This is a genomic window from Moorella glycerini, assembly GCF_009735625.1.
Classification (GTDB): Bacteria; Bacillota; DSM-521; order Neomoorellales; family Neomoorellaceae; genus Neomoorella; species Neomoorella glycerini.
Window position 1 is genome coordinate 2,083,102 of record NZ_CP046244.1, and the last position, 18,917, is coordinate 2,102,018.

Consider the following 18,917-nt stretch of genomic DNA (forward strand, 5'->3'; position numbering starts at 1 on the left):
AAAATGAACATCCTTTTTTTGACCAGTACATATCCATATCCCCCTCATAGTGGATATCAACTTCGTTGCTATCATTTTATCAGGCAATTAGCAGAGCGGCATGAAATTTATCTAATTAGCTTCACACGGAAAATGCCAAAACAGAGCGATCTTCAAGCTATGCAGCGTTTAGTGACGGACCAGTGGATAGTCGAAGGTGCGTATTCCTCTGTGTCCAAAGCACTTATAGGGTTGTTCAAACCAGTACCTTTTCATGTTTTTAGTCACCAAAGCCGAGAATTCGCTCGAGCCCTATCCAACATTTGTGCTAAAACCAGATTTGATGTTATCTATTCTAATTTTATCTACTTTACCCCATATGTTAGGCAATTCGCGAGTCCTATGACACTTAAGGTTCTAGATCAACATAATGTAGATCGCGACGTGTGGCAAAAAATGGCCAGATACGAGGCCTCCTTTCCTAGAAGGATGTATTCTTTACTTAACCTTTTGAAAACCAAGCGATTTGAAAAACAGTCTTATCCGTTATATGATTTGGTGATCTCGGTCTCTGCTGATGATGCCCGTATCACACGAGAGATTAGCCCGGGTAGCCATGTTGTAGAAGTAGCTAGCGGTGTAGATTGCGCGGAATATAAACCACCCTCTCGAGTACTACGCGACCCATATACTATACTATTCACCGGTTCGGGAGCCAGTAGAAATCTAGAAGCTATTAGGAATTTTGCTAGGAATATTTTTCCGAATGTAAGACGAGCTTACCCAGCGGCTAAGTTTCAAGTCGTTGGTAACATAAATCCGGCGGAACTTAAAGTGGAACGAACACTTCCTGGTTTCGAGTTTGTTGGAAAGGTCGAAAACATTAAGCCTTATTTTTGGAATGCTAGTATTTTCGTGGCGCCGTTTAAACTAGGGGGTGGCGCAAAACTAAAAATATTTGAAGCAATGGCGGCAGGACTACCAGTGGTGGGTACGCCTACAGGGTGTCAGGGGATTGATGGTGCAGAAGATGGTAAGCATTTCTTGATTGCACAAAGTGATGATGATTTCACGGCGAAGGTAATCGGTCTCCTTAGAGACATAGAGCTAAGAAAGAGCATTGCCCGAAACGGGATGAGGCTCGTGCAAGAACGATATGATTGGAGGTATCTTGTAAGCAAACTTGATGGCGAACTTGAAGAAGCCTACCTTAAGAAGGTGCATATAAAGTGAAGCAGCTCTTGCAGAGCTACCGTAATGGAGCCCTGAGTGTTATGGATGTTCCCGTTCCCCGGTTGGGAACAAACCAGGTACTGGTGGCCACCAGGGCGTCGGTGATCAGCGCCGGAACGGAACGTGCAGTTGCTGAGTTTTCTGAAAAAAGTTTGGTGGGAAAAGCCCGCTCGCGACCGGACCTGGTTCGGCAAGTGATCAAAAAAGTACAGACCGACGGGCTGGTAGCTGCGGCCCAAGCTGCCTTTGCGCGCCTGGATGTGCCCCTGGCCCTGGGGTACAGTTCTGCCGGCGAGGTGGTAGAGGTTGGCCCCGGAGTGCAAGGATTTAAGGTAGGCGATCGTGTGGCCTGTGCGGGTGGGGGCTATGCTTCCCACGCCGAGGTGGTGGCCGTTCCCCGGAACCTCTTAGTACCTATCCCTGATGGCGTAAGCTACGAGCAAGCGGCCTTTACTACAGTGGGGGCAGTGGCCCTCCAAGGCGTGCGCTTGGCCGAATTGAAGTTGGGGGAGCGGGTGGTGGTGCTTGGCCTGGGGCTCATTGGGCTGCTTACCGTTCAGCTGGTGAAAGCGGCTGGATGCCTGGTGCTGGGTAGCGACCCGGATCCGGAGCGGGTAAGGCTGTCTCTAGAGCTGGGGGCCGACCTGGCAGTGGTTACTGGCCAGGATCTGATAGAGGCGGTGGCTGAGTTCACCCGCGGCCGAGGGGCCGACGCCGTTCTAATAACTGCGGCTACCAGCAGCAACGAACCCACAGAGCTGGCAGGGGAGATTTCCCGCCTTAAAGGACGGGTGGTGGCCGTAGGAGATGTGGGTATGAACATTCCGCGACGGATCTATTACCCCAAGGAACTGGAATACAAAATATCTATGTCTTACGGGCCGGGGCGCTACGACCCTAACTATGAGGAGAAGGGGATAGATTACCCTTATGCCTACGTACCCTTCACCGAGCAGCGCAACATGGAAACCATCCTGCAACTGGTCAAGGAAGGCAAAGTGACTCCCGAAAGGCTCATTACTCACAGATTTACCTTGGCAGAGGCTGAGCGAGCCTACCGCTTGATTAAGGGGGAAACCGCGGAGAAGTACCTGGGAGTAATCTTTACTTACACCGGTGCGGTGGAGCTGAACCGCACAGTCATTCTGCGGGAGGGGACCGCAGCACCGGGGAGCAGGGGGGCTGGGGAGGTGCGCCTGGGTATGCTGGGCGCCGGCAATTTCGCCCGGCTCATGCTATTGCCGCGGTTGAAAAAGATGCCCGGGGTGAACCTTATTGGTCTGGCCACGGCTACCGGTCTGAGTGGGCGGTACACAGGTGAAAAGTATGGCTTTGGCTACTGCACCACCGATACTGAAAAGGTGCTGTCTGATACGGAGATAAACGCCGTGGTGATCGCCACCAGGCACAACACCCATGCCGGGCTGGCGGTGCGGGCATTGAGGGCCGGGAAACATGTCTTCGTGGAAAAACCCCTGGCTACGACAGAAGAAGAGTTGGATATGGTTCTGAAGGCCGCCGGAGAGTCGAGTGGTACTCTAATGGTAGGCTTTAATCGTCGCTTTGCCCCCCTGGGGCGGCTGGCGCGGGAAGTCTTTGGAAGTCACAGCCAGCCGCTGTGTATGCTCTACCGTGTAAACGCGGGCTACATCCCCCCTGAGCACTGGACCCAGGCTCAAGAAGAGGGCGGCGGCCGGGTAATTGGTGAGGTATGCCATTTTGTTGACTTTTTACAGTTTGTTTGCGGGTCACCACCGGTGGCGGTGAGCGCCTGTGGAGTGAAGTCAGGTAGCCTTTCGCCGGAGGATCACCTGACAGTCAGCCTTCGCTTCGCGGATGGCTCCATAGGCACCGTACTTTACTTCGCCAACGGCGATAAGGCTGTGCCCAAGGAGTATGTGGAGATCTACGGTGGGGGTAAAACATTGATTATAGACGACTTCCGTGGGGGACGGCTGGCCCAGGGAGGCCGGGTGCGCAAGGTGGGTAGCCGCAGGCAGGACAAGGGTCATACCCAGGAATTAATATCCTGGCTGAAGGTGGTGAAGGAGGGAGGATCGTCACCGGTACCACTGGCAGAAAGCGCCGCCACCACCATGGCTACATTTGCCATCATAGAGTCTTTGCGGCAGGGAGGCGCTGTAGTGCCCGTAACCCGGATATTAGGTGCGAAAGCTACTGAGCAAAATGGGGATATGGCCAACGTTACGGCGGACAGGTCAACCCTCCATTATGGGGAGGATGTTCAAACTGGGCCTTAAGTGGCATATTCAAGAGCTGGACGACCTGGGGCTTAAGCGTGGTGTTTACCGCCTTATCTATGAGGGGCTTAACCGTAGCGGCGCTCGCAGGCTGTTGCATCCAATACGCCGATACACAACAATAAAAGTGTCTCACTACCTTGGTCCGGAAATGATGGACCGGGAGAGGTTTCGCCAAAACCGCTTGGCGTTTTTTGTTCGTGATGGGCGGGGCTTAAAGGATGGTATAGCCGCAATAATCGGCCCCGAGGGCGTCGAGAAGCTGCTTGCCATGGGGGATGCTGCCATAAAGGGCCGGATCAGGTGTTTCTCCGCGTGGGAAGGCGACTATGGCCAGCCGGTGGACTGGCACCTTAACCCGCGCCGGCATGTAAGCTGGCCTCGTGAAGTGCACTGGTCAAAGGCCTCTGCTTTTGAACCCATAGGTGGCGACTGCAAGCTGGTCTGGGAGTTGAACCGCTTTCCCCATCTCTACACCTGGGTGCGGGCCTATGCGTTGACAGGTGATAGTAAATGGGTGCGGGCTTTTTGTGACCAGCTTAAATCTTGGGAGGAGGCTAACCCCTACCGGGGGGGAATCAACTGGAACAGCGGCCAGGAGCTGGCCATCAGGGCTATGGCCTGGGTGCTGGCCCTTTATGTCTTTGTAGACGATGCGGCCTTTGAGGATGAAGATTTTGCGCGCCTGATGCGCCTGCTGTACCTGCATGGCGAGCACCTTCTGGCCAACATTAACTTCGCGCGGCTGGCGGTATATAACAATCACCTCATTGGCGAAGCCCTGGGCCTTTACCTTTTGGGCAGCTATTTTCCCTGGATGAAGGGCGCGCACCGTTGGAAGGGACTGGGAAGGAGACTTTTAGAAGGGGAATGCCTGGGCCAGTTTTACGCTGACGGCGGCTACTGCCAGTCCTCCCACAATTACCACCGCCTGGCCCTCCATTATTATCTTTGGGCCCTGCGCATCGGGGAATGCCTGGGGGAGCCATTCCCCCGCCAGATTTATGATATGTTGGCTAAATCGGCGTTATATCTGGCCTCTTTTATGAACGAGGCCGACGGGCGCTTGCCCAACTGGGGGGCCAACGACGGCGCCCTGCTGTGCCCATGGACGAACTGTGACTACAGTGACTTCCGCCCCATTCTGAATTCGATCCGCTACCTGACGACGGGAAAACGCGCCTTTGAACCGGGACCCTGGGATGAGGAACTGCTGTGGCTGTGGGGGCCGGGTGCCCTTGAGGCAGAGATTGACCCCTATCCCCGACCGCAGGAGGCGGCCTACAAGGAATCCGGCCTGTACCTCTACCGCGAGGGGCCGGGGGACTTTGCGGTTTTCCGCTGCGGCTCCCTGCGTGACCGCTTCGGCCAGGCCGACCAGTTGCACGTGGACATTTGGTGGCGCGGCCTGAACATAGCCCAGGATGGGGGTTCATATCTCTATAACGATGAGCTGAGCTATCACTACTACTTCATGGGAACCTCATCCCATAATACGGTGGCTGTGGACGGGCAGGATCAGATGCAACTAATTCGCCGCTTCAAGTGGTTGAACCTTGTCCAAGCGGGGAGAATCGAGACCGGTATCCCCCCTGGACCAGGTAAGTGGTATGTAGCCGGGGAGCACTACGGCTACCGCCGCTTGAAAGGGGGGCTGGTCCACCGGCGGCGGGTAATGGCTTTGGGCGCGGGTGCATACCTTGTTTTGGACAACCTTTATCCCTGCGCACGCGGAAAGCCTGGTCAGGACAAATCTGTTCACCAGCAAGTATACAGGCATAAATTTCAGCTGCACTGGCTACTCGGCGATTGGCCATGGGAAGAATGTGGGGCGGGTTGCTTACCATGCGGAGTCAAACTAAGTACACCTCAGGGCCCTTTTGTGATAATGGTAGGTGCCTTTAACAAAGCTCCTTCTTATGCAAATGAGGGCTCACCAACCTGGCAACCACTCCCCGGAAGGTTTGCCGTTTATAGGGGCCTGGAGGCCGGGACAGCGGATGCGAATGGACCCAGGGGGTGGGTGTCACGTTACTACGGGCTTCGGGTACCTGCCTTATCCCTATCTCTCTCGGTAGAAGCGGAGGCATCCATTGTCTTTATTTCATTGCTTGCGCCAGCCCAGGCCGCTCCCGAGGTAACCCTGCACGGGCCACAGATTTGCTTGGCGACAACGGCGGGAGTAACTGCCTTTTCGCTTTGGGAAGATAGCCATTAAAAAGGATAGGGAGAATCGGACCTTTGGCACACGTATGGATCGTCAACCAGTACGCCATCACGCCGGACCTGCCGGGAGGAAGCCGCCATATTGATTTGGGACGTGAACTTGTCAAGAAAGGGCATCAGGTAAGCATCTTCGCTTCGGATGTTAACTTGAGTTTACGAAAACACACAAGACTAAATCCAGGTGAAGAATACCAGCTAGTAGAAGTGGATGGTGTTCATTTTTACTGGTTGCGCGCGGCGGTTTACCAGAAGAACGATTGGCGGCGGGCCTGGAATATGTTGAGCTTTGCCTGGAGCTTTCTACAAAAGGCAGCACGGGTAGCGGCACCACCCGACGTGATAATAGGTTCTTCGCCTCACCCCTTTGCCGCCCTGGCTGCGTGGTGGGTGGCAAAAAGGGCAAGCGTTCCCTTTTGGTTGGAATTGCGGGACTTATGGCCACAGGCACTGGTTGATATGGGTGGTTTCCCGGAATGGCATCCTGGCATTCATCTCATGCGCGTATTGGAGCGGTTCCTATATGCTCGCGCCAGTAGAATTATTATTCTCGCTCAAGGCTCGCTGAAATACCTGACGGCAAAAGGCGTACCTGCGGAGAAGGTTATTTTCCTACCCAATGGTGTACGGCTGGCGGATTTCCCTGATGCCATAACAAAAATGGCTAATCAAAAAGCACGGGAAGAAGCCCGGAAACAGTTTGACATGAAAGGATTTACGATAGTTTATACCGGAGCTCACGGTCCGGCCAATGCCCTTGATACCATCCTGGATACGGCCAGGGTTTTACGGGAAAACAGGCCGTCGAGTACTACCGGCCAGGATGTAAAATTTCTTCTGGTAGGGGATGGGCCGGCGAAGGTGGGGCTTATAGAAAAAGCCCGGGCCCTGGAACTCGAAAATGTGCGGTTTTTAGCGCCCGTTCCTAAAACCCAAATACCTGCGCTACTCATGGCTGCCGATGCAACAGTTATTACTCTGAAGGACGTGGCCGCCTTCCAATATGCGGTCAGTCCGAATAAACTTTTTGACTACCTGGCCGCCGGGAAACCAGTGCTTGCGGCTGTGCCGGGGGACATGGCCGCGATGGTGGCCGATGCTGGAGCGGGCATAGCCGTACCGCCGGAAAATCCTGAGGCCCTGGCCAAGGCGGTATTGAAGCTCGCGGCTCTCCCGGAAAAGGAGCTGATAGCCATGGGGCAGCGCGGCCGCAGGTTGGTAGAGGAGCATTTCTGCCGGGAAAAGCTGGCTATGGAGCTGGCCGCTATACTTGAAGAAACCCTATGAGATGGCTCTATAAATGGCGGCTTTTTTGGGATGCGGCTGTGAACAAGAGTTTTATGTTTTCATTAGGGGGAACTAACATCCATGAAAACTATCTGCGTTATAGGGCTGGGTTATATTGGCCTTCCTACGGCCAGCATACTCGCCACCCATGGCTTTAACGTTGTGGGTGTAGATGTAAACCCCAAAGTTGTTGATACCATAAATAAAGGTAGTGTCCATATTCAGGAGCCGGGGCTGAAGACGCTGGTCAAGGCAGCAGTGCAGTCCGGCAACCTTCATGCCGTAGAACGGCCCCAGGCGGCGGATGTCTACATTATCGCCGTTCCTACTCCGATCACGGAGGATAAGAAGGCCGACCTCAGTTTTGTTCGCACCGCTGCGGAGAGCATAACTCCGCTCTTGCGCAAGGGGAACCTGGTGATTCTTGAGTCTACATCTCCACCGGGGACCTGCGTGGAGCTACTCAAGCCCATTCTTGAATCGACAGGACTGCGGGCAGGGGAAGATTTCTACCTGGCTCATTGTCCTGAGCGGGTGCTACCTGGCCGTACGGTAAAAGAGCTTATCGAAAATGAGCGCATTATAGGAGGAATCAACCGGGCCTCTGCTGAAAAGGCAGCCCAGATTTACCGCGTCTTCGTTGAGGGAGGCATTCATCTCACCGACTGCACCACCGCTGAAACAGTTAAGTTGATGGAGAATACGTATAGGGACGTCAATATCGCCCTGGCCAACGAGTTGGCAATAGTTTGCGAGAAACTGGGCATCGACGCCTGGGAGGTTATCCGCCTAAGCAACCTGCACCCGCGAGTAAATATTCATCTGCCGGGGCCTGGTGTCGGGGGGCATTGCCTGGCGGTGGATCCATGGTTTATAGTCGAAAGATTTCCCGCGGAGGCCAGGCTTATTGCCCTTGGTCGCCGTACGAATGATAGTATGCCCGACCATGTGGTACGAAGATTAAAGGAAATCCTGGCATCTACCAAAACAAACCCATTTCACCCCTCCCGGGCAGGTTTAGCAGATCCAAGTAGACCAGCCGGTGAGGTTGAAGTAGCCTGTGGAAACAGCAGGACGGCGGCGGAGATAGCGGTAACGGCAGATGCAGACGGCTTTAAGGGTGACACTCCCACTCACTCAGATCAGGGTCCGTGGAAAATCGCCGTTCTCGGGGTGAGCTATAAAGGGAATATCGATGATGCACGAGAGACGCCAGCCTTACGAGTACTCCAGCTGCTGGAGAAGGAGGGTATTAGCTTCAGCGTTTATGACCCGCACGTCCGGGATTTTCCATACGAACTTTCCACGTTGAAGGAAACCGTTGCCGGGGCCGATTGTCTGCTGTTACTGGCAGACCATGACGAGTTTAAGTTTCTCCACCCTTTGGAAATTGGTAAACTTATGCGCCGCCCCGTCGTGTTCGATACACGGAATATGATCAATACCGACCTGTGGCGCGAATACGGTTTTGCAGTGTACTGCCTCGGCCGCGGTGTGGGTAAAGGATAATGTGGGCACGGGCCTGGGTACGGACGTAAACCAACTGGAGAGGAGCCTGCGGCAGGCCCTGGCGGAGGTACTGCGCGGGCAGGGCCGGGTTGCAGAGCTGCCGGCGGCCACCTACGGCCCGCCGCGGCCGGGGGACCTGCGTTCCAGCCTTTTAGATGCCGGGAAGATAGCCCGAGAACTGGGCTGGCGCCCGCAGGTGACCCTGGCGGAGGGCCTCAGGCGCACTGCTGCCTGGTTGTTTGCCGGCCGTATCGAGGACAAGGTATGAGAATGAAAAAGGTGGTATCAATGAAGTATTATGAGATACAAGATCCCATATTCGGCTTTATAACATCAATGAGGTGTATAAAGTGAAATTAAATATCCCCTGGCATCAATATGCTTTGATAGTGCTCCTGACGGAAAAAATGCAGGAAAACAGACAGCGGTTCGGCAAAACCGCTTTGCAAAAGTTAATTTACCTGCTGCAAACAGTATTTAAAGTGCCAGTTGGATATCAGTATAGCCTGTATATCCACGGTCCTTTTTGTAGCGAACTAATGGATGACCTGGACTATGTAAGCTGCATAGGGGGCGTGGCGGTAACAATGGATCAGGGCTCCAACGGTTACAGCATTTCACCGTCTCATAATGCCGCGCTGATTAAAAACAAGGCTCAGGACTTCCTGACTACTTATCAGCCGCAGATAAAAAAACTATTGGCTGAATTCGGTTCTAGGCGAGTCAGGGATCTGGAGCTGCGCTCTACCATTATTTTTGTTGACCGCGATGCCGTAACTAGCGACAGGGAAATAAAAAGGAAAGATTTTATCCAGGAGATAAAGAGCATCAAGCCGCACTTTTCCTATGAAGAAATTAAGGAAGCCATGGTAGAGCTTGAAAGCCGCGGCTACATTGAGCGGCGTAAGTAGGTGGATCCCTATGGCGAGGCCGGGGTGGTGGCCATCTTTTTGCAGATTAACGGCGATGGTATAGGATTTGAAAATACAGGAGAACCGGGGACCAAAATATGCGTTCATTATTGATTAAACGCCTCATTGATTTTATAGGGGCTTTCATGGGGCTGGTAGTTTTGTCGCCCCTTATTATACTTATTGCCCTGCTGGTGCGGATGAATATGGGCGCCCCGGTGTTGTTCCGCCAGGTGCGGCCCGGCCTGCACGGCCGGCCCTTTATTCTCTATAAGTTTCGGACTATGCGGGACCTACGGGACGCTGAGGGCCGTTTACTTCCCGATGAAATGCGGCTGACCAGATTAGGCCGTATCTTGCGCTCCACCAGCCTTGATGAACTGCCGGAGCTATTTAATGTTCTAAAAGGGGAAATGAGCCTGGTAGGGCCGCGGCCGTTATTAATGGAATACCTGGACCGCTATACCCCGGAACAGGCGCGGCGGCACGAAGCGAAGCCGGGGATTACCGGCTGGGCTCAGGTGAACGGTAGAAATGCCATTACCTGGGAGGAGAAGTTCAAACTGGATGTCTGGTACGTGGATAACTGGAGCCTGGGATTGGACCTCAAGATCTTGGGGTTAACTCTTATAAAAGTGTTGAAGCGTGAAGGCATCAGCGCCGGCGGTCACGCCACCATGCCTGAGTTCCGAGGTTCGCAGGGGCCAGGGCAGATGTGGGGCTGAAAAGGCTGTTTTTGAAGCTATTCATGCGGGCTGGAGGAATACCTTGACATGAACATACTTTTGACCTCTGCTGGTAGGCGTGTTTCCCTTCTCAGGGCTTTTCGGCGTGCTGTAGAAAATTTAAAAGGCAGTAAAATAATGGCGGCAGATTGTGATCCCACAGCTCCTACCTTAATTGAAGCTGACGAATCATTTATTTTGCCCCGCGTCTCATCTGACAGGTATATAGAAGAATTAATTAATATCTGCGAACAAAAAAAGATCGATTTAGTTATACCTTTAATTGATCCGGAGTTGCCTTTGCTGGCCGGCAGTAAAGATATTTTTTATAAAATTGGGTGCACTGTAGCCATTTCTGCTCCAGAAACAGTTAATATTGGAAATGATAAATTGGCCACATGGAACTTTTTTGCTTCTAATAATATTCCTGCTGCCCAAACTTTTACAAAGGACGAAGCGCAAGAAAAGTTAATAAGACATGATCTTAGCTTTCCGGTTATTATAAAACCTCGTTGTGGCTCGAGCAGTCAGGGAATAATAAAATGTGATACTAGAGATCAATTATTTTTCTATATTTCAAAGGAAAAGGATATTATCATTCAAGAATTGCTTCTTGGCCCGGAAGTAACTCTTGATATTATGGGTGACGGACAGGGAGGACTCTTATCATTAGTTCCACGAAAACGTTTAAAAATACGGGGCGGAGAAGTGGAAAGGGGTATTACGGTTGATGACGGGCTATTTTATAATTATGTGGTAAAAATAGTTCAGATATTGAAGCCATTTGGGGCAATAAACATTCAATGCTTTATTACCGGAAGAGGTCCTGTCTTTACGGAAATAAACCCGCGTTTTGGTGGCGGTTATCCTCTGGCTGATGCAGCAGGAGCCCGGTTTCCTGAAATGCTTATAGCTTTGGCAAGGGGTGAAAAAGTAAAGCCCAGGATTGGACAGTATCAGAGAGGTTTATTAATGAGTCGTTTTGACGAAGCCTTTTTTATTTCTCTAGAAAATGATCCTTTGGGATATTCTTTAATGAAGCTATAGACGGGTGTAAAAAATGAGTGAGTTAAAAGTTTTTATCTTTGATTTGGACGATACTTTATATCCGGAGATAGAATATTTATGGAGCGGTTTTAGAGCAGTAAGCCGGATGCTTGCGGATACCGAAGAGATGCAGGACAGGCTTTTTAATGATATGCAGGAGCTTTTTAAAGATGATAGAAAAAAGGTTTTTGATCGGTTTATTGAAGGATTATTATTACACCCGGAAAAATATACAGAGGATCTTATCCAAAAGATTTCGCGAATGGCACCAAGGGATATGATAAATGAAATGATATTATGTTATCGCCTGCATGACCCTCAAATTTCTTTATACGACGAAGTACCTTGTATTTTAGAACTATTAAAAGCTATGAGCATGCGTTTAGGCCTTATAACTGATGGCTTCTGGGAAGCACAGGAACGGAAGGTAAAAAGCCTGGGGTTAGAAAAATGGATGGAGTTAATTTTATATACTGATAAGCTAGGACCTGATCGTAAATATTGGAAACCTTCACCATGTGCTTTTAGTAAAGCATTGGATTATTTTGGAGTAGAAGCCGGTAGTGTATGCTATATTGGTGACAACCCGGCAAAGGATTTTATTGGACCTTCCAGCCTGGGTATTAAAACTGCCTGGATCAGGCGTCCTGAAGGTCTTTATAAAGAAATGATACCTGAGGAAGGTTTAATTAATGTTAATTATAAAATAGATACTTTATATGATTTGCTTTCGCTTGTTTAGACTATAGCTGGAGGGGCAGTAAAATGCAAATCCCCCTTTCCCGCCCGGATATCACCGAAAAGGAGATAAATCTGGTCAACGAGGTTCTCCGCTCGCCCTTCCTGGCCCTGGGGCCAAAGATGGTGGAGTTTGAAGAGGCTGTGGCAAACTATGTGGGACGCAGGTATGGTATCGCGGTAAACAGCGGCACCAGCGGGTTGCACCTGCTGATCAAGGCCTATGGCATCGGTGAGGGCGATGAGGTTATTACCACGCCCTTCAGTTTTATCGCCTCCAGCAACTGTATCCTTTATGAGCAGGCCAGGCCGGTCTTTGTCGATATTGAGCCGGAAACCGGAAATATAGATCCGAATCTTATTGAAGAGGCCATTACTTCCCGGACAAAAGCCATTTTACCGGTTGACGCCTTCGGCCAGCCGGCCCGGCTGGATGTCATCCGGGACATTGCCCGTCGCCACGGCCTGGTGGTCATCGAAGACGCCTGCGAAGCCCTGGGCTCAGAGTATAAGGGCGTAAAAACGGGGAGCGGCAGCTTTGCCGACGGTGCTGTTTTTGCTTTCTACCCCAATAAGCAGATTACCACCGGCGAGGGCGGTATGATTGTCACCGATGATGAGCGGGTGGCCGGACTGTGCCGCAGCCTGCGCAACCAGGGGCGGGGTGAAGGGGGCGTCTGGTTAAACCACGAGCGCCTGGGCTACAACTACCGCCTGGACGAGCTTTCGGCGGCCTTAGGATTAGCGCAGATGGGCAGGATTGAGGAGATTATCACGAAAAGGCAGCAGGTGGCGGAGCTTTATAACCAGAGGCTGGTGCAAATTCCCGGCATCCGTTTGCCTTACATAGCGCCGGAAGTAACCCGCATGAGCTGGTTCGTCTATGTAATCCGGGTCGGCATGGATGAGGCGGCGCCGGCCAAACAGGCGGCGGTGCGCGACCATGTTATGCAACGCCTGCAGGCAGCAGGCATCGGCTGCCGTCCCTATTTTACTCCCATCCACCTGCAACCTTTCTACCGCGCCTTCGGGTATAAGGAAGGAGATTTCCCGGTTACCGAAGCGGCCGGGCGGACGAGTATTGCCATTCCTTTTTACAATAATTTGACGGCGGCAGAAATTGATTATGTCGTGGAGACCCTGGAGAAGGCACTGGAGGAATATTAGAAAACCGGAGGAAAGAGGCCATGAATAGAATTACCCGCACCCTGGCCTTGATAACCGTTGACGCTGTAGCAGTCAATGCGGCTTTGTTTTTAGCTTTATGGCTGCGTTTTGACGGTGTTATTAAACCTGTGTACATAAACGGCGCCTTGCGGCTGGTGCCCCTGGCCACCTTATTTTATATAGCTTCCTTTTACTCCTTCCGCCTCTATAACCGCCTCTGGCAGTATGCCAGCATTAACGAGCTGCTGGCCATCGTTACAGCCACCCTGGTGGGAACTATGGCCAGCGTCTCCCTGGCTTATTTCCGCATGGTCGGCGGTACTTTTCCCCTGCCGCGCAGCATTTTTGCATTATGGACCATCCTGATTATTGCCCTGGTGGGCCTTTCCCGCCTTTCCTGGCGCCTTTTCCGCGAATACCGCTTCCCAATGGTGCGTAATGGTGGGCGGGCCGTCCTGATCGTCGGCGCCGGGGATGCCGGGGCTATGGTGGCCCGTGAATTCCGCAGTCGCAGTAACGGTTACGGCAGTGAGGCGCACCCCGTCGGCTTTGTCGATGACGATCCCAATAAGCAGGGCCGCACCCTGTACGGCCTGCCGGTCCTGGGCACCAGGGATGATATACCCCGGCTGGTGGAGGACTTTGGTATTGAAGAAATCGTTATCGCCATGCCTTCGGTGCGGGGCAAGATTATTCGTGAGATTGTTGAAATCTGTCATGGTACCGGTGCTGAATTGCGCATTTTACCTGGTATTTATGATTTGTTGGACGGCTCAGTTAAGGTTGACCCTATACGCGAGATAAGGATTGAAGACATCCTGGGCCGGGAGCCGGTCCAGGTCGACCTGGCGGCCATGGCCGGTTACCTGGCAGGGGAAGTGGTCCTGGTGACCGGCGCCGGCGGTTCCATCGGGTCGGAGCTCTGCCGCCAGGTGGCCGGCTTCGGCCCCGGACTGTTAATTTTGCTGGGCCACGGCGAGAACAGTATTTATGAAATCCACCAGGAATTAAGCCGCAGTTTCCCGGATATTGAGCTCGTCCAGGCTGTAGTGGATGTGAAGGACGAGGCCGCCGTTGACCAGCTTTTCCGGAAGTATAAGCCGGCGGTGGTTTTCCATGCTGCCGCCCACAAGCACGTGCCGCTGATGGAAATGAACCCCGCCGAGGCTATTAAGAATAACGTCCTGGGAACGCGGGTGGTGGCCCGGGCGGCCGATAAGCATCGCAGCAAGGTTTTCGTCCTGATTTCCACGGATAAAGCCGTCAATCCTACCAGCATCATGGGGGCGTCCAAGCGGGTGGCGGAGATGGTGGTCCAGGAAATGGCCCGGCGGAGCAAGACCCGTTTCGCGGCCGTGCGTTTCGGTAACGTCCTGGGCAGCCGGGGCAGCGTGGTACCTTTATTCCAGCGCCAGATTGCCGCTGGCGGCCCGGTGACGGTGACCCACCCTGAAATGACCCGCTACTTTATGACCATCCCCGAGGCAGTGCAGCTGGTCATCCAGGCCGGCGCCCTGGTCCGGGGCGGGGAGATCTTTGTCCTCGACATGGGCGAGCCGGTGAAAATATTAGACCTGGCGCGGAGCATGATTATCCTGTCTGGTTACGAACCGGGAAGGGATATTGAAATCGTCTTTACCGGCGTCCGGCCGGGGGAGAAGCTCTATGAAGAGATCCTGACGGCCGGGGAGGGAGTTAATGCTACTTCCCATGAGCGGATCTTTATTGCCCGGCCGGAGGAATTCGACGTCGCCAGGCTGGAGCGTTTCCTGTGGCTGGTTTCCCAGCCCAGCTGGCGGGCCGACATGGCCGGGGTGGAAGAACTGCTGCGCCTGGTCCTGCCTGGCTTCCGGGTAGATAAGGGGCAGGAACTGGTGCAGCTGGGGGAGGTGGTTAGCTTTGGCAAAGAAGTTATACGAGGACATGCTCTTTAAAATGATTACAGAGAAAAGCAGGGAACGTTTGCTTGAGTTCCTGGCAGCCCTGCCTCCAGAAACAGACAGGAACTTTGAACTATATCTCACCAAAATGGCCCAGAAAATACCTGATATTAATGGCCTGCTAACGGAAGTCCTCGAAAAGCCTCCGGTAACGGGAGAGGAAAAAGCAGACCTGATAGCCTTCGCCTGCTTCTTTGCTTTGAATATCTATTACCGTCATAAGAGAGATATAACAAAAGTCCATGATATTATAGAGAAATATAGGCACCGCTTCAGTCATCATCCCATGTTTCCCCACGTTTTATCCCTTTATTATAGAAGCACTGGCAGTAGCAAAGACCTAAAAACAGCGTTAGACTATGCTCAGCAGGCTGCTCAACTGATGCCCGGAAATCCAGGTGTCCAGCACAGCTTGGCCGAAGCCTTAATTAATTTGATGGATGAAGGGGAAATCGAAAAATCGGAAGCCAATTTAAACAGGGCCGAGGAAGCCATTAACAAAGCCATTATGCTGGAGGCAACCTATCCTAAATTTTATAGTACCAGGGGGAGATTGTTGGCTCTTAAAGGGATGTTCAAGGAAGCCCGGGAAGCAGTAGAGCAGGCGATAGATATGGAAGACTCCACAGCCCATGATTACCCCATTCGCTACAGCGGGTATCAAGATATTTTAGGGAAAATAAGGCAAATGGAGTTTTCCCGGCAGGTTGACAAGAAGCTGGCTGAAGCGGAAGGAAAAATTAATAAAGCAAGGCAGGAAACAGAGGAGCAGCTTAAACAATTCCGGGTGCAGAATTTGGAGTTTTTGGGCTTGTTTGCAGCCATTATTTCCTTTACAGTGGGCAGTATTCAATTTGTTTCCAGGTTGACCTTTGAGCAAGGAGTGATTTTGCTATTAATTTTTACCGGCAGTTTATTATACATTTATAGTGGGTTAAGCATAGTATTACACGGCAGAGCATATCTGTCTAGGACTATAATAGTACTGGCCCTGGCCCTCATTTTGTTTTTTGTTTCTTTGGCCTTCAAAGGAGTTCTGGTTAAATAATGAAAGTCATACGTTTAGAAGCGATTTCTTTAGCCGGGAGCGACATAAATGAAGACCTGTACGGTTATGACGCTCAAGCTTTCTGGGTAATGGATGGCGCCACAGCTTTAGTTACACCGTATACCGGAGATGCTGCCGCGGAAGTTTGCTGGTTGATAAATAAGGTGGAGGGAGTTATAAGGAGCGGGATTAAGGAACGAAACGCCGCTTTGCCAGAAATAATGAGGATGGCTGCCTTGGCGGTAAGGCGGGAGTTGGCTGGCAATGAAAATCGGCAGCCCTGGGAATTTCCTAGTTGCAGTATAGCGCTGGTAAGGGTAAACAAGGATTTTCTTGAATATTTCTTGCTCGGCGATGTGACCCTGGCTTTTAAATCCGGTGAAGAATTGAGGGTCATCAGCGATGATGCCATAAGAAGACTTGATGCAAAGGCGATAAAAGAAAAATTGCGTTTCCAGGCGGAAGGATTGACTTCTGCCGCCGCCAGGCAGGCCATACTCCCGATTTTGCGCCGGCACCGGTCCTTGATGAACACACCTGGCGGGTACTGGATTTTCAATGGCAGCCCCGAAGCGATTAAGAATGCCCTGACAGGAACGGTTAATTTGGAAAACAGCAGTGAGTTTATTTTAGCAACAGACGGTTTCTCCAGGCTGGTTGACACTTTTCATGTTTATCCCACCTGGGGCTTTTTGTTTCAGGACCTGAAAAAAAGCTCCCTCACTGAATTAGCCGAACGGCTCCGGCAGCTAGAACAAGACGACCTGGAATGCCTGCAGTACCCCCGCTTTAGCCCCCACGATGATGCTACGGCTTTATATGTAGAGTTGGGGGATGAAGCCGATAGGCGTACCTTATAATGGACCCAGAAAATAAAATACACATGCCGGCAGCTTTTCGCTTCTAACTAGTTTTTCAGTTCATCAAGCCCGAAAAGGAAGGGGGAAAACGTCGAACAGTTGCTTCCGGTTTCCCGTCAACATCGCCTTTTAGCAAGCAGTCGACGACAGTTTCCTCGTGGGCATTCAGTCCACAACAGATTTCCAGAATGGCTTATATTTAATTCACCCCGCTACTTTAAATTTCAGAATGATTGCCCACTTGATCTTTTTCATTATGGGTTGTGTCAAGCAGACATGAGTGGTTAGGAAGAAAAGGGGGGTAAGGGTGTTGTTAAATCCTGTTTTAGTTAATGCGGAAAGTTTCCAAGAAGCATGGCTTAAAGGTTCCAGGCTAATCGTTCAGAATAAATGGGAGTTATGGAATCTGATAGTACATATTACAAATCCCAACAACTTCGATACTATTTTTCACAGATCTGTTTCAAGATTTGCCTTTACCCATAACCTTTTAGATCCCAAAGCAGTGGCCTATACAATTTTTCCTTACAAACTCTACAGGCGGTATAGAACGGCAAGTAATTTATTTCATGTTTATAATAAACCCCATGGTTTTTATGAACGCAAATATGGTAGTAGTAAATATTGGGGCAATTACTTTAGACGAATGACATATTATGAAGGTACTAATGGGGTTATAAATCAACTTGAGAATATAATAAATGCTATTAACAATTCACGTAGAATCCATAAAGCAGCATATACAATCGTAATTCAAAAACCGGGTGGGGAAACTGTTAAACCTTTAGGTGGACCATGCCTTAATTATATTGCGATACAACAAGAACCTTCAACACCAAAAAGATTAAGTTTACTATGTGTTTATCGAAACCATGATTTTCTTGAACGAACTTATGGAAATTATTGGGGTTTATGCGAACTTCTCAAATTCCTAGCAGCAGAAATAGAAGCAATTCCTACAGGAATAACATGTATATCATCTCACGCTTTTATTGCTTCTCATAAGCGAGACTTTAAAAGATTGGTGGACAGTTTATGATGGCTTTACCTAATCTCCTCAAGGAAATAAAAATCGAGGTAACTCATAAATGTCCGTTAGCTTGTATTCATTGTTCAAGCGACTCTAGCCCATCATGTAATCGTGAAATGGATTTAAATTCATGCCTCAATATAGTACAAGAAGCAAATGATATGGGAGTAAAAAAAATAGTGTTTTCCGGTGGCGAACCATTAATTTGGGAGGGGTTGGAAAAAGTAGTACAAAAAGCATCTCAACATACAAACAAGATAATAGTTTATACATCAGGTAATATCAAAGATAGTTCTACAAAGCTTTATACTCTTAAATTATGTGGTGTTAGTAAGGTTGTGTTTAGTGTTTTTGGTGCAAATTCATATACACATGAAGGAATTACTCGTATAAATGGAAGTTTTAATGCAACGATGAAAGCAGTTTCAGCCGCAGTTAATTTAGGGTATCAGACAGAATTCCATTTTGTTCCGTTAAAGATTAATTACAAAAATCTTTCTGAAATAGCTAGGCTAGCGAGGCAAATGGGTGTTTCCCGTATAAGCCTCCTTAGGTTTGTCCCGCAAGGGCGAGGTTATATTTTAAGAAAATATGCCTTGAATCGTATACAGAACATCGAACTTAAGCAGATGATAGTTAATCTTAGAAAAATGGGATTTGACATTAGGACAGGATCACCCTTTAATTTCCTTTTAATTAATGACCAGCCTTCATGTATGGCGGCAAAGGATAGGTTAATAGTAGGGCCTGATTTGCGTATATACCCGTGTGATGCTTTTAAACAGATTAAAGCAGAAGAACTAGTTGGTACTTTACATTTTTCAACGTTAACTAGATACTCTTTAAAAGAGTGTTGGGAGAACTCCCCATTTCTTAAGGCTGTTAGAGATTACTTAAACAAAGGTTTTGCTGAGCCTTGCTGTCATTTAGCACATTAAATTAACCACCGTTTTTCAAAT

16 protein-coding genes and 1 pseudogene are annotated in these 18,917 nt (G+C 50.4%); 16 read left to right on the plus strand and 1 reads right to left on the minus strand.

What is annotated here, in order from left to right:
* The first annotated feature begins 3 nt into the window (after nt 1-3).
* From MGLY_RS10295 to MGLY_RS10360, 14 genes are all read left to right on the plus strand, one after another.
* The gene (locus MGLY_RS10295) at nt 4-1,212 is read left to right on the plus strand and encodes a glycosyltransferase family 4 protein (protein WP_156273578.1); all 1,209 of its coding nucleotides are present in this window, start codon (nt 4-6) and stop codon (nt 1,210-1,212) included.
* On the plus strand, nt 1,209-3,473 hold the full coding sequence (locus MGLY_RS10300) for a Gfo/Idh/MocA family oxidoreductase (protein WP_156273580.1): 2,265 nt from the start codon (nt 1,209-1,211) through the stop codon (nt 3,471-3,473). The genes MGLY_RS10295 and MGLY_RS10300 overlap by 4 nt, the downstream gene beginning before the upstream one ends.
* The gene (locus tag MGLY_RS10305) at nt 3,454-5,691 is read left to right on the plus strand and encodes an alginate lyase family protein (protein WP_170291023.1); all 2,238 of its coding nucleotides are present in this window, start codon (nt 3,454-3,456) and stop codon (nt 5,689-5,691) included. Before MGLY_RS10300 ends, MGLY_RS10305 begins: the two co-directional genes overlap by 20 nt.
* Nucleotides 5,692-5,714: 23 nt before the next feature.
* Nucleotides 5,715-6,983 (plus strand): glycosyltransferase family 4 protein, encoded by a 1,269-nt coding sequence (locus tag MGLY_RS10310; RefSeq protein ID WP_156273584.1) that lies wholly within the window; start codon nt 5,715-5,717, stop codon nt 6,981-6,983.
* 81 nt (nt 6,984-7,064) lie between these two features.
* On the plus strand, nt 7,065-8,492 hold the full coding sequence (locus MGLY_RS17810) for a nucleotide sugar dehydrogenase (protein WP_170291024.1): 1,428 nt from the start codon (nt 7,065-7,067) through the stop codon (nt 8,490-8,492).
* Nucleotides 8,476-8,760 carry a Rossmann-fold NAD(P)-binding domain-containing protein gene (locus MGLY_RS18510; RefSeq protein ID WP_156273586.1) on the plus strand — a complete coding sequence of 95 codons (285 nt, stop codon included), beginning with the start codon at nt 8,476-8,478 and terminating at the stop codon, nt 8,758-8,760. Before MGLY_RS17810 ends, MGLY_RS18510 begins: the two co-directional genes overlap by 17 nt.
* A gap of 82 nt (nt 8,761-8,842) precedes the next feature.
* A complete protein-coding gene (locus MGLY_RS10325; protein WP_156273588.1) occupies nt 8,843-9,403 on the plus strand; it encodes a hypothetical protein in 561 nt (186 codons plus the stop codon).
* A 98-nt stretch (nt 9,404-9,501) separates the two neighbouring features.
* On the plus strand, nt 9,502-10,128 hold the full coding sequence (locus MGLY_RS10330) for a sugar transferase (protein ID WP_156273590.1): 627 nt from the start codon (nt 9,502-9,504) through the stop codon (nt 10,126-10,128).
* A gap of 48 nt (nt 10,129-10,176) precedes the next feature.
* Entirely contained in the window at nt 10,177-11,175 is a 999-nt protein-coding gene (locus MGLY_RS10335) for an ATP-grasp domain-containing protein (protein WP_156273592.1), read from the plus strand.
* A gap of 13 nt (nt 11,176-11,188) precedes the next feature.
* Nucleotides 11,189-11,917, plus strand: coding sequence for an HAD family hydrolase (locus MGLY_RS10340; RefSeq protein ID WP_156273594.1), 729 nt, complete (start codon nt 11,189-11,191; stop codon nt 11,915-11,917).
* A 23-nt stretch (nt 11,918-11,940) separates the two neighbouring features.
* Nucleotides 11,941-13,080 carry a DegT/DnrJ/EryC1/StrS family aminotransferase gene (locus MGLY_RS10345; RefSeq protein ID WP_156273596.1) on the plus strand — a complete coding sequence of 380 codons (1,140 nt, stop codon included), beginning with the start codon at nt 11,941-11,943 and terminating at the stop codon, nt 13,078-13,080.
* 20 nt (nt 13,081-13,100) lie between these two features.
* Nucleotides 13,101-15,014: a polysaccharide biosynthesis protein gene (locus MGLY_RS10350; protein ID WP_156273598.1), complete on the plus strand. Its 1,914-nt coding sequence runs from the start codon at nt 13,101-13,103 to the stop codon at nt 15,012-15,014.
* A complete protein-coding gene (locus MGLY_RS10355; RefSeq protein WP_156273600.1) occupies nt 14,980-16,068 on the plus strand; it encodes a tetratricopeptide repeat protein in 1,089 nt (362 codons plus the stop codon). The genes MGLY_RS10350 and MGLY_RS10355 overlap by 35 nt, the downstream gene beginning before the upstream one ends.
* Nucleotides 16,068-16,928 carry a protein phosphatase 2C domain-containing protein gene (locus tag MGLY_RS10360; RefSeq protein WP_156273602.1) on the plus strand — a complete coding sequence of 287 codons (861 nt, stop codon included), beginning with the start codon at nt 16,068-16,070 and terminating at the stop codon, nt 16,926-16,928. The genes MGLY_RS10355 and MGLY_RS10360 overlap by 1 nt, the downstream gene beginning before the upstream one ends.
* A 50-nt stretch (nt 16,929-16,978) precedes the next feature.
* On the opposite strand, the pseudogene MGLY_RS18275 reads toward MGLY_RS10360, so the two are convergent.
* Nucleotides 16,979-17,118, minus strand: a pseudogene (locus MGLY_RS18275) (IS110 family transposase); the annotation flags it as partial.
* A 120-nt stretch (nt 17,119-17,238) separates the two neighbouring features.
* Here MGLY_RS18275 and MGLY_RS10365 point away from each other — a divergent pair.
* Nucleotides 17,239-17,967, plus strand: a complete 729-nt coding sequence (locus MGLY_RS10365) for a thymidylate synthase family protein (protein ID WP_156273604.1) — start codon at nt 17,239-17,241, stop codon at nt 17,965-17,967.
* Entirely contained in the window at nt 17,964-18,896 is a 933-nt protein-coding gene (locus MGLY_RS10370; protein ID WP_156273606.1) for a radical SAM protein, read from the plus strand. Before MGLY_RS10365 ends, MGLY_RS10370 begins: the two co-directional genes overlap by 4 nt.
* Nucleotides 18,897-18,917: the final 21 nt, after the last annotated feature.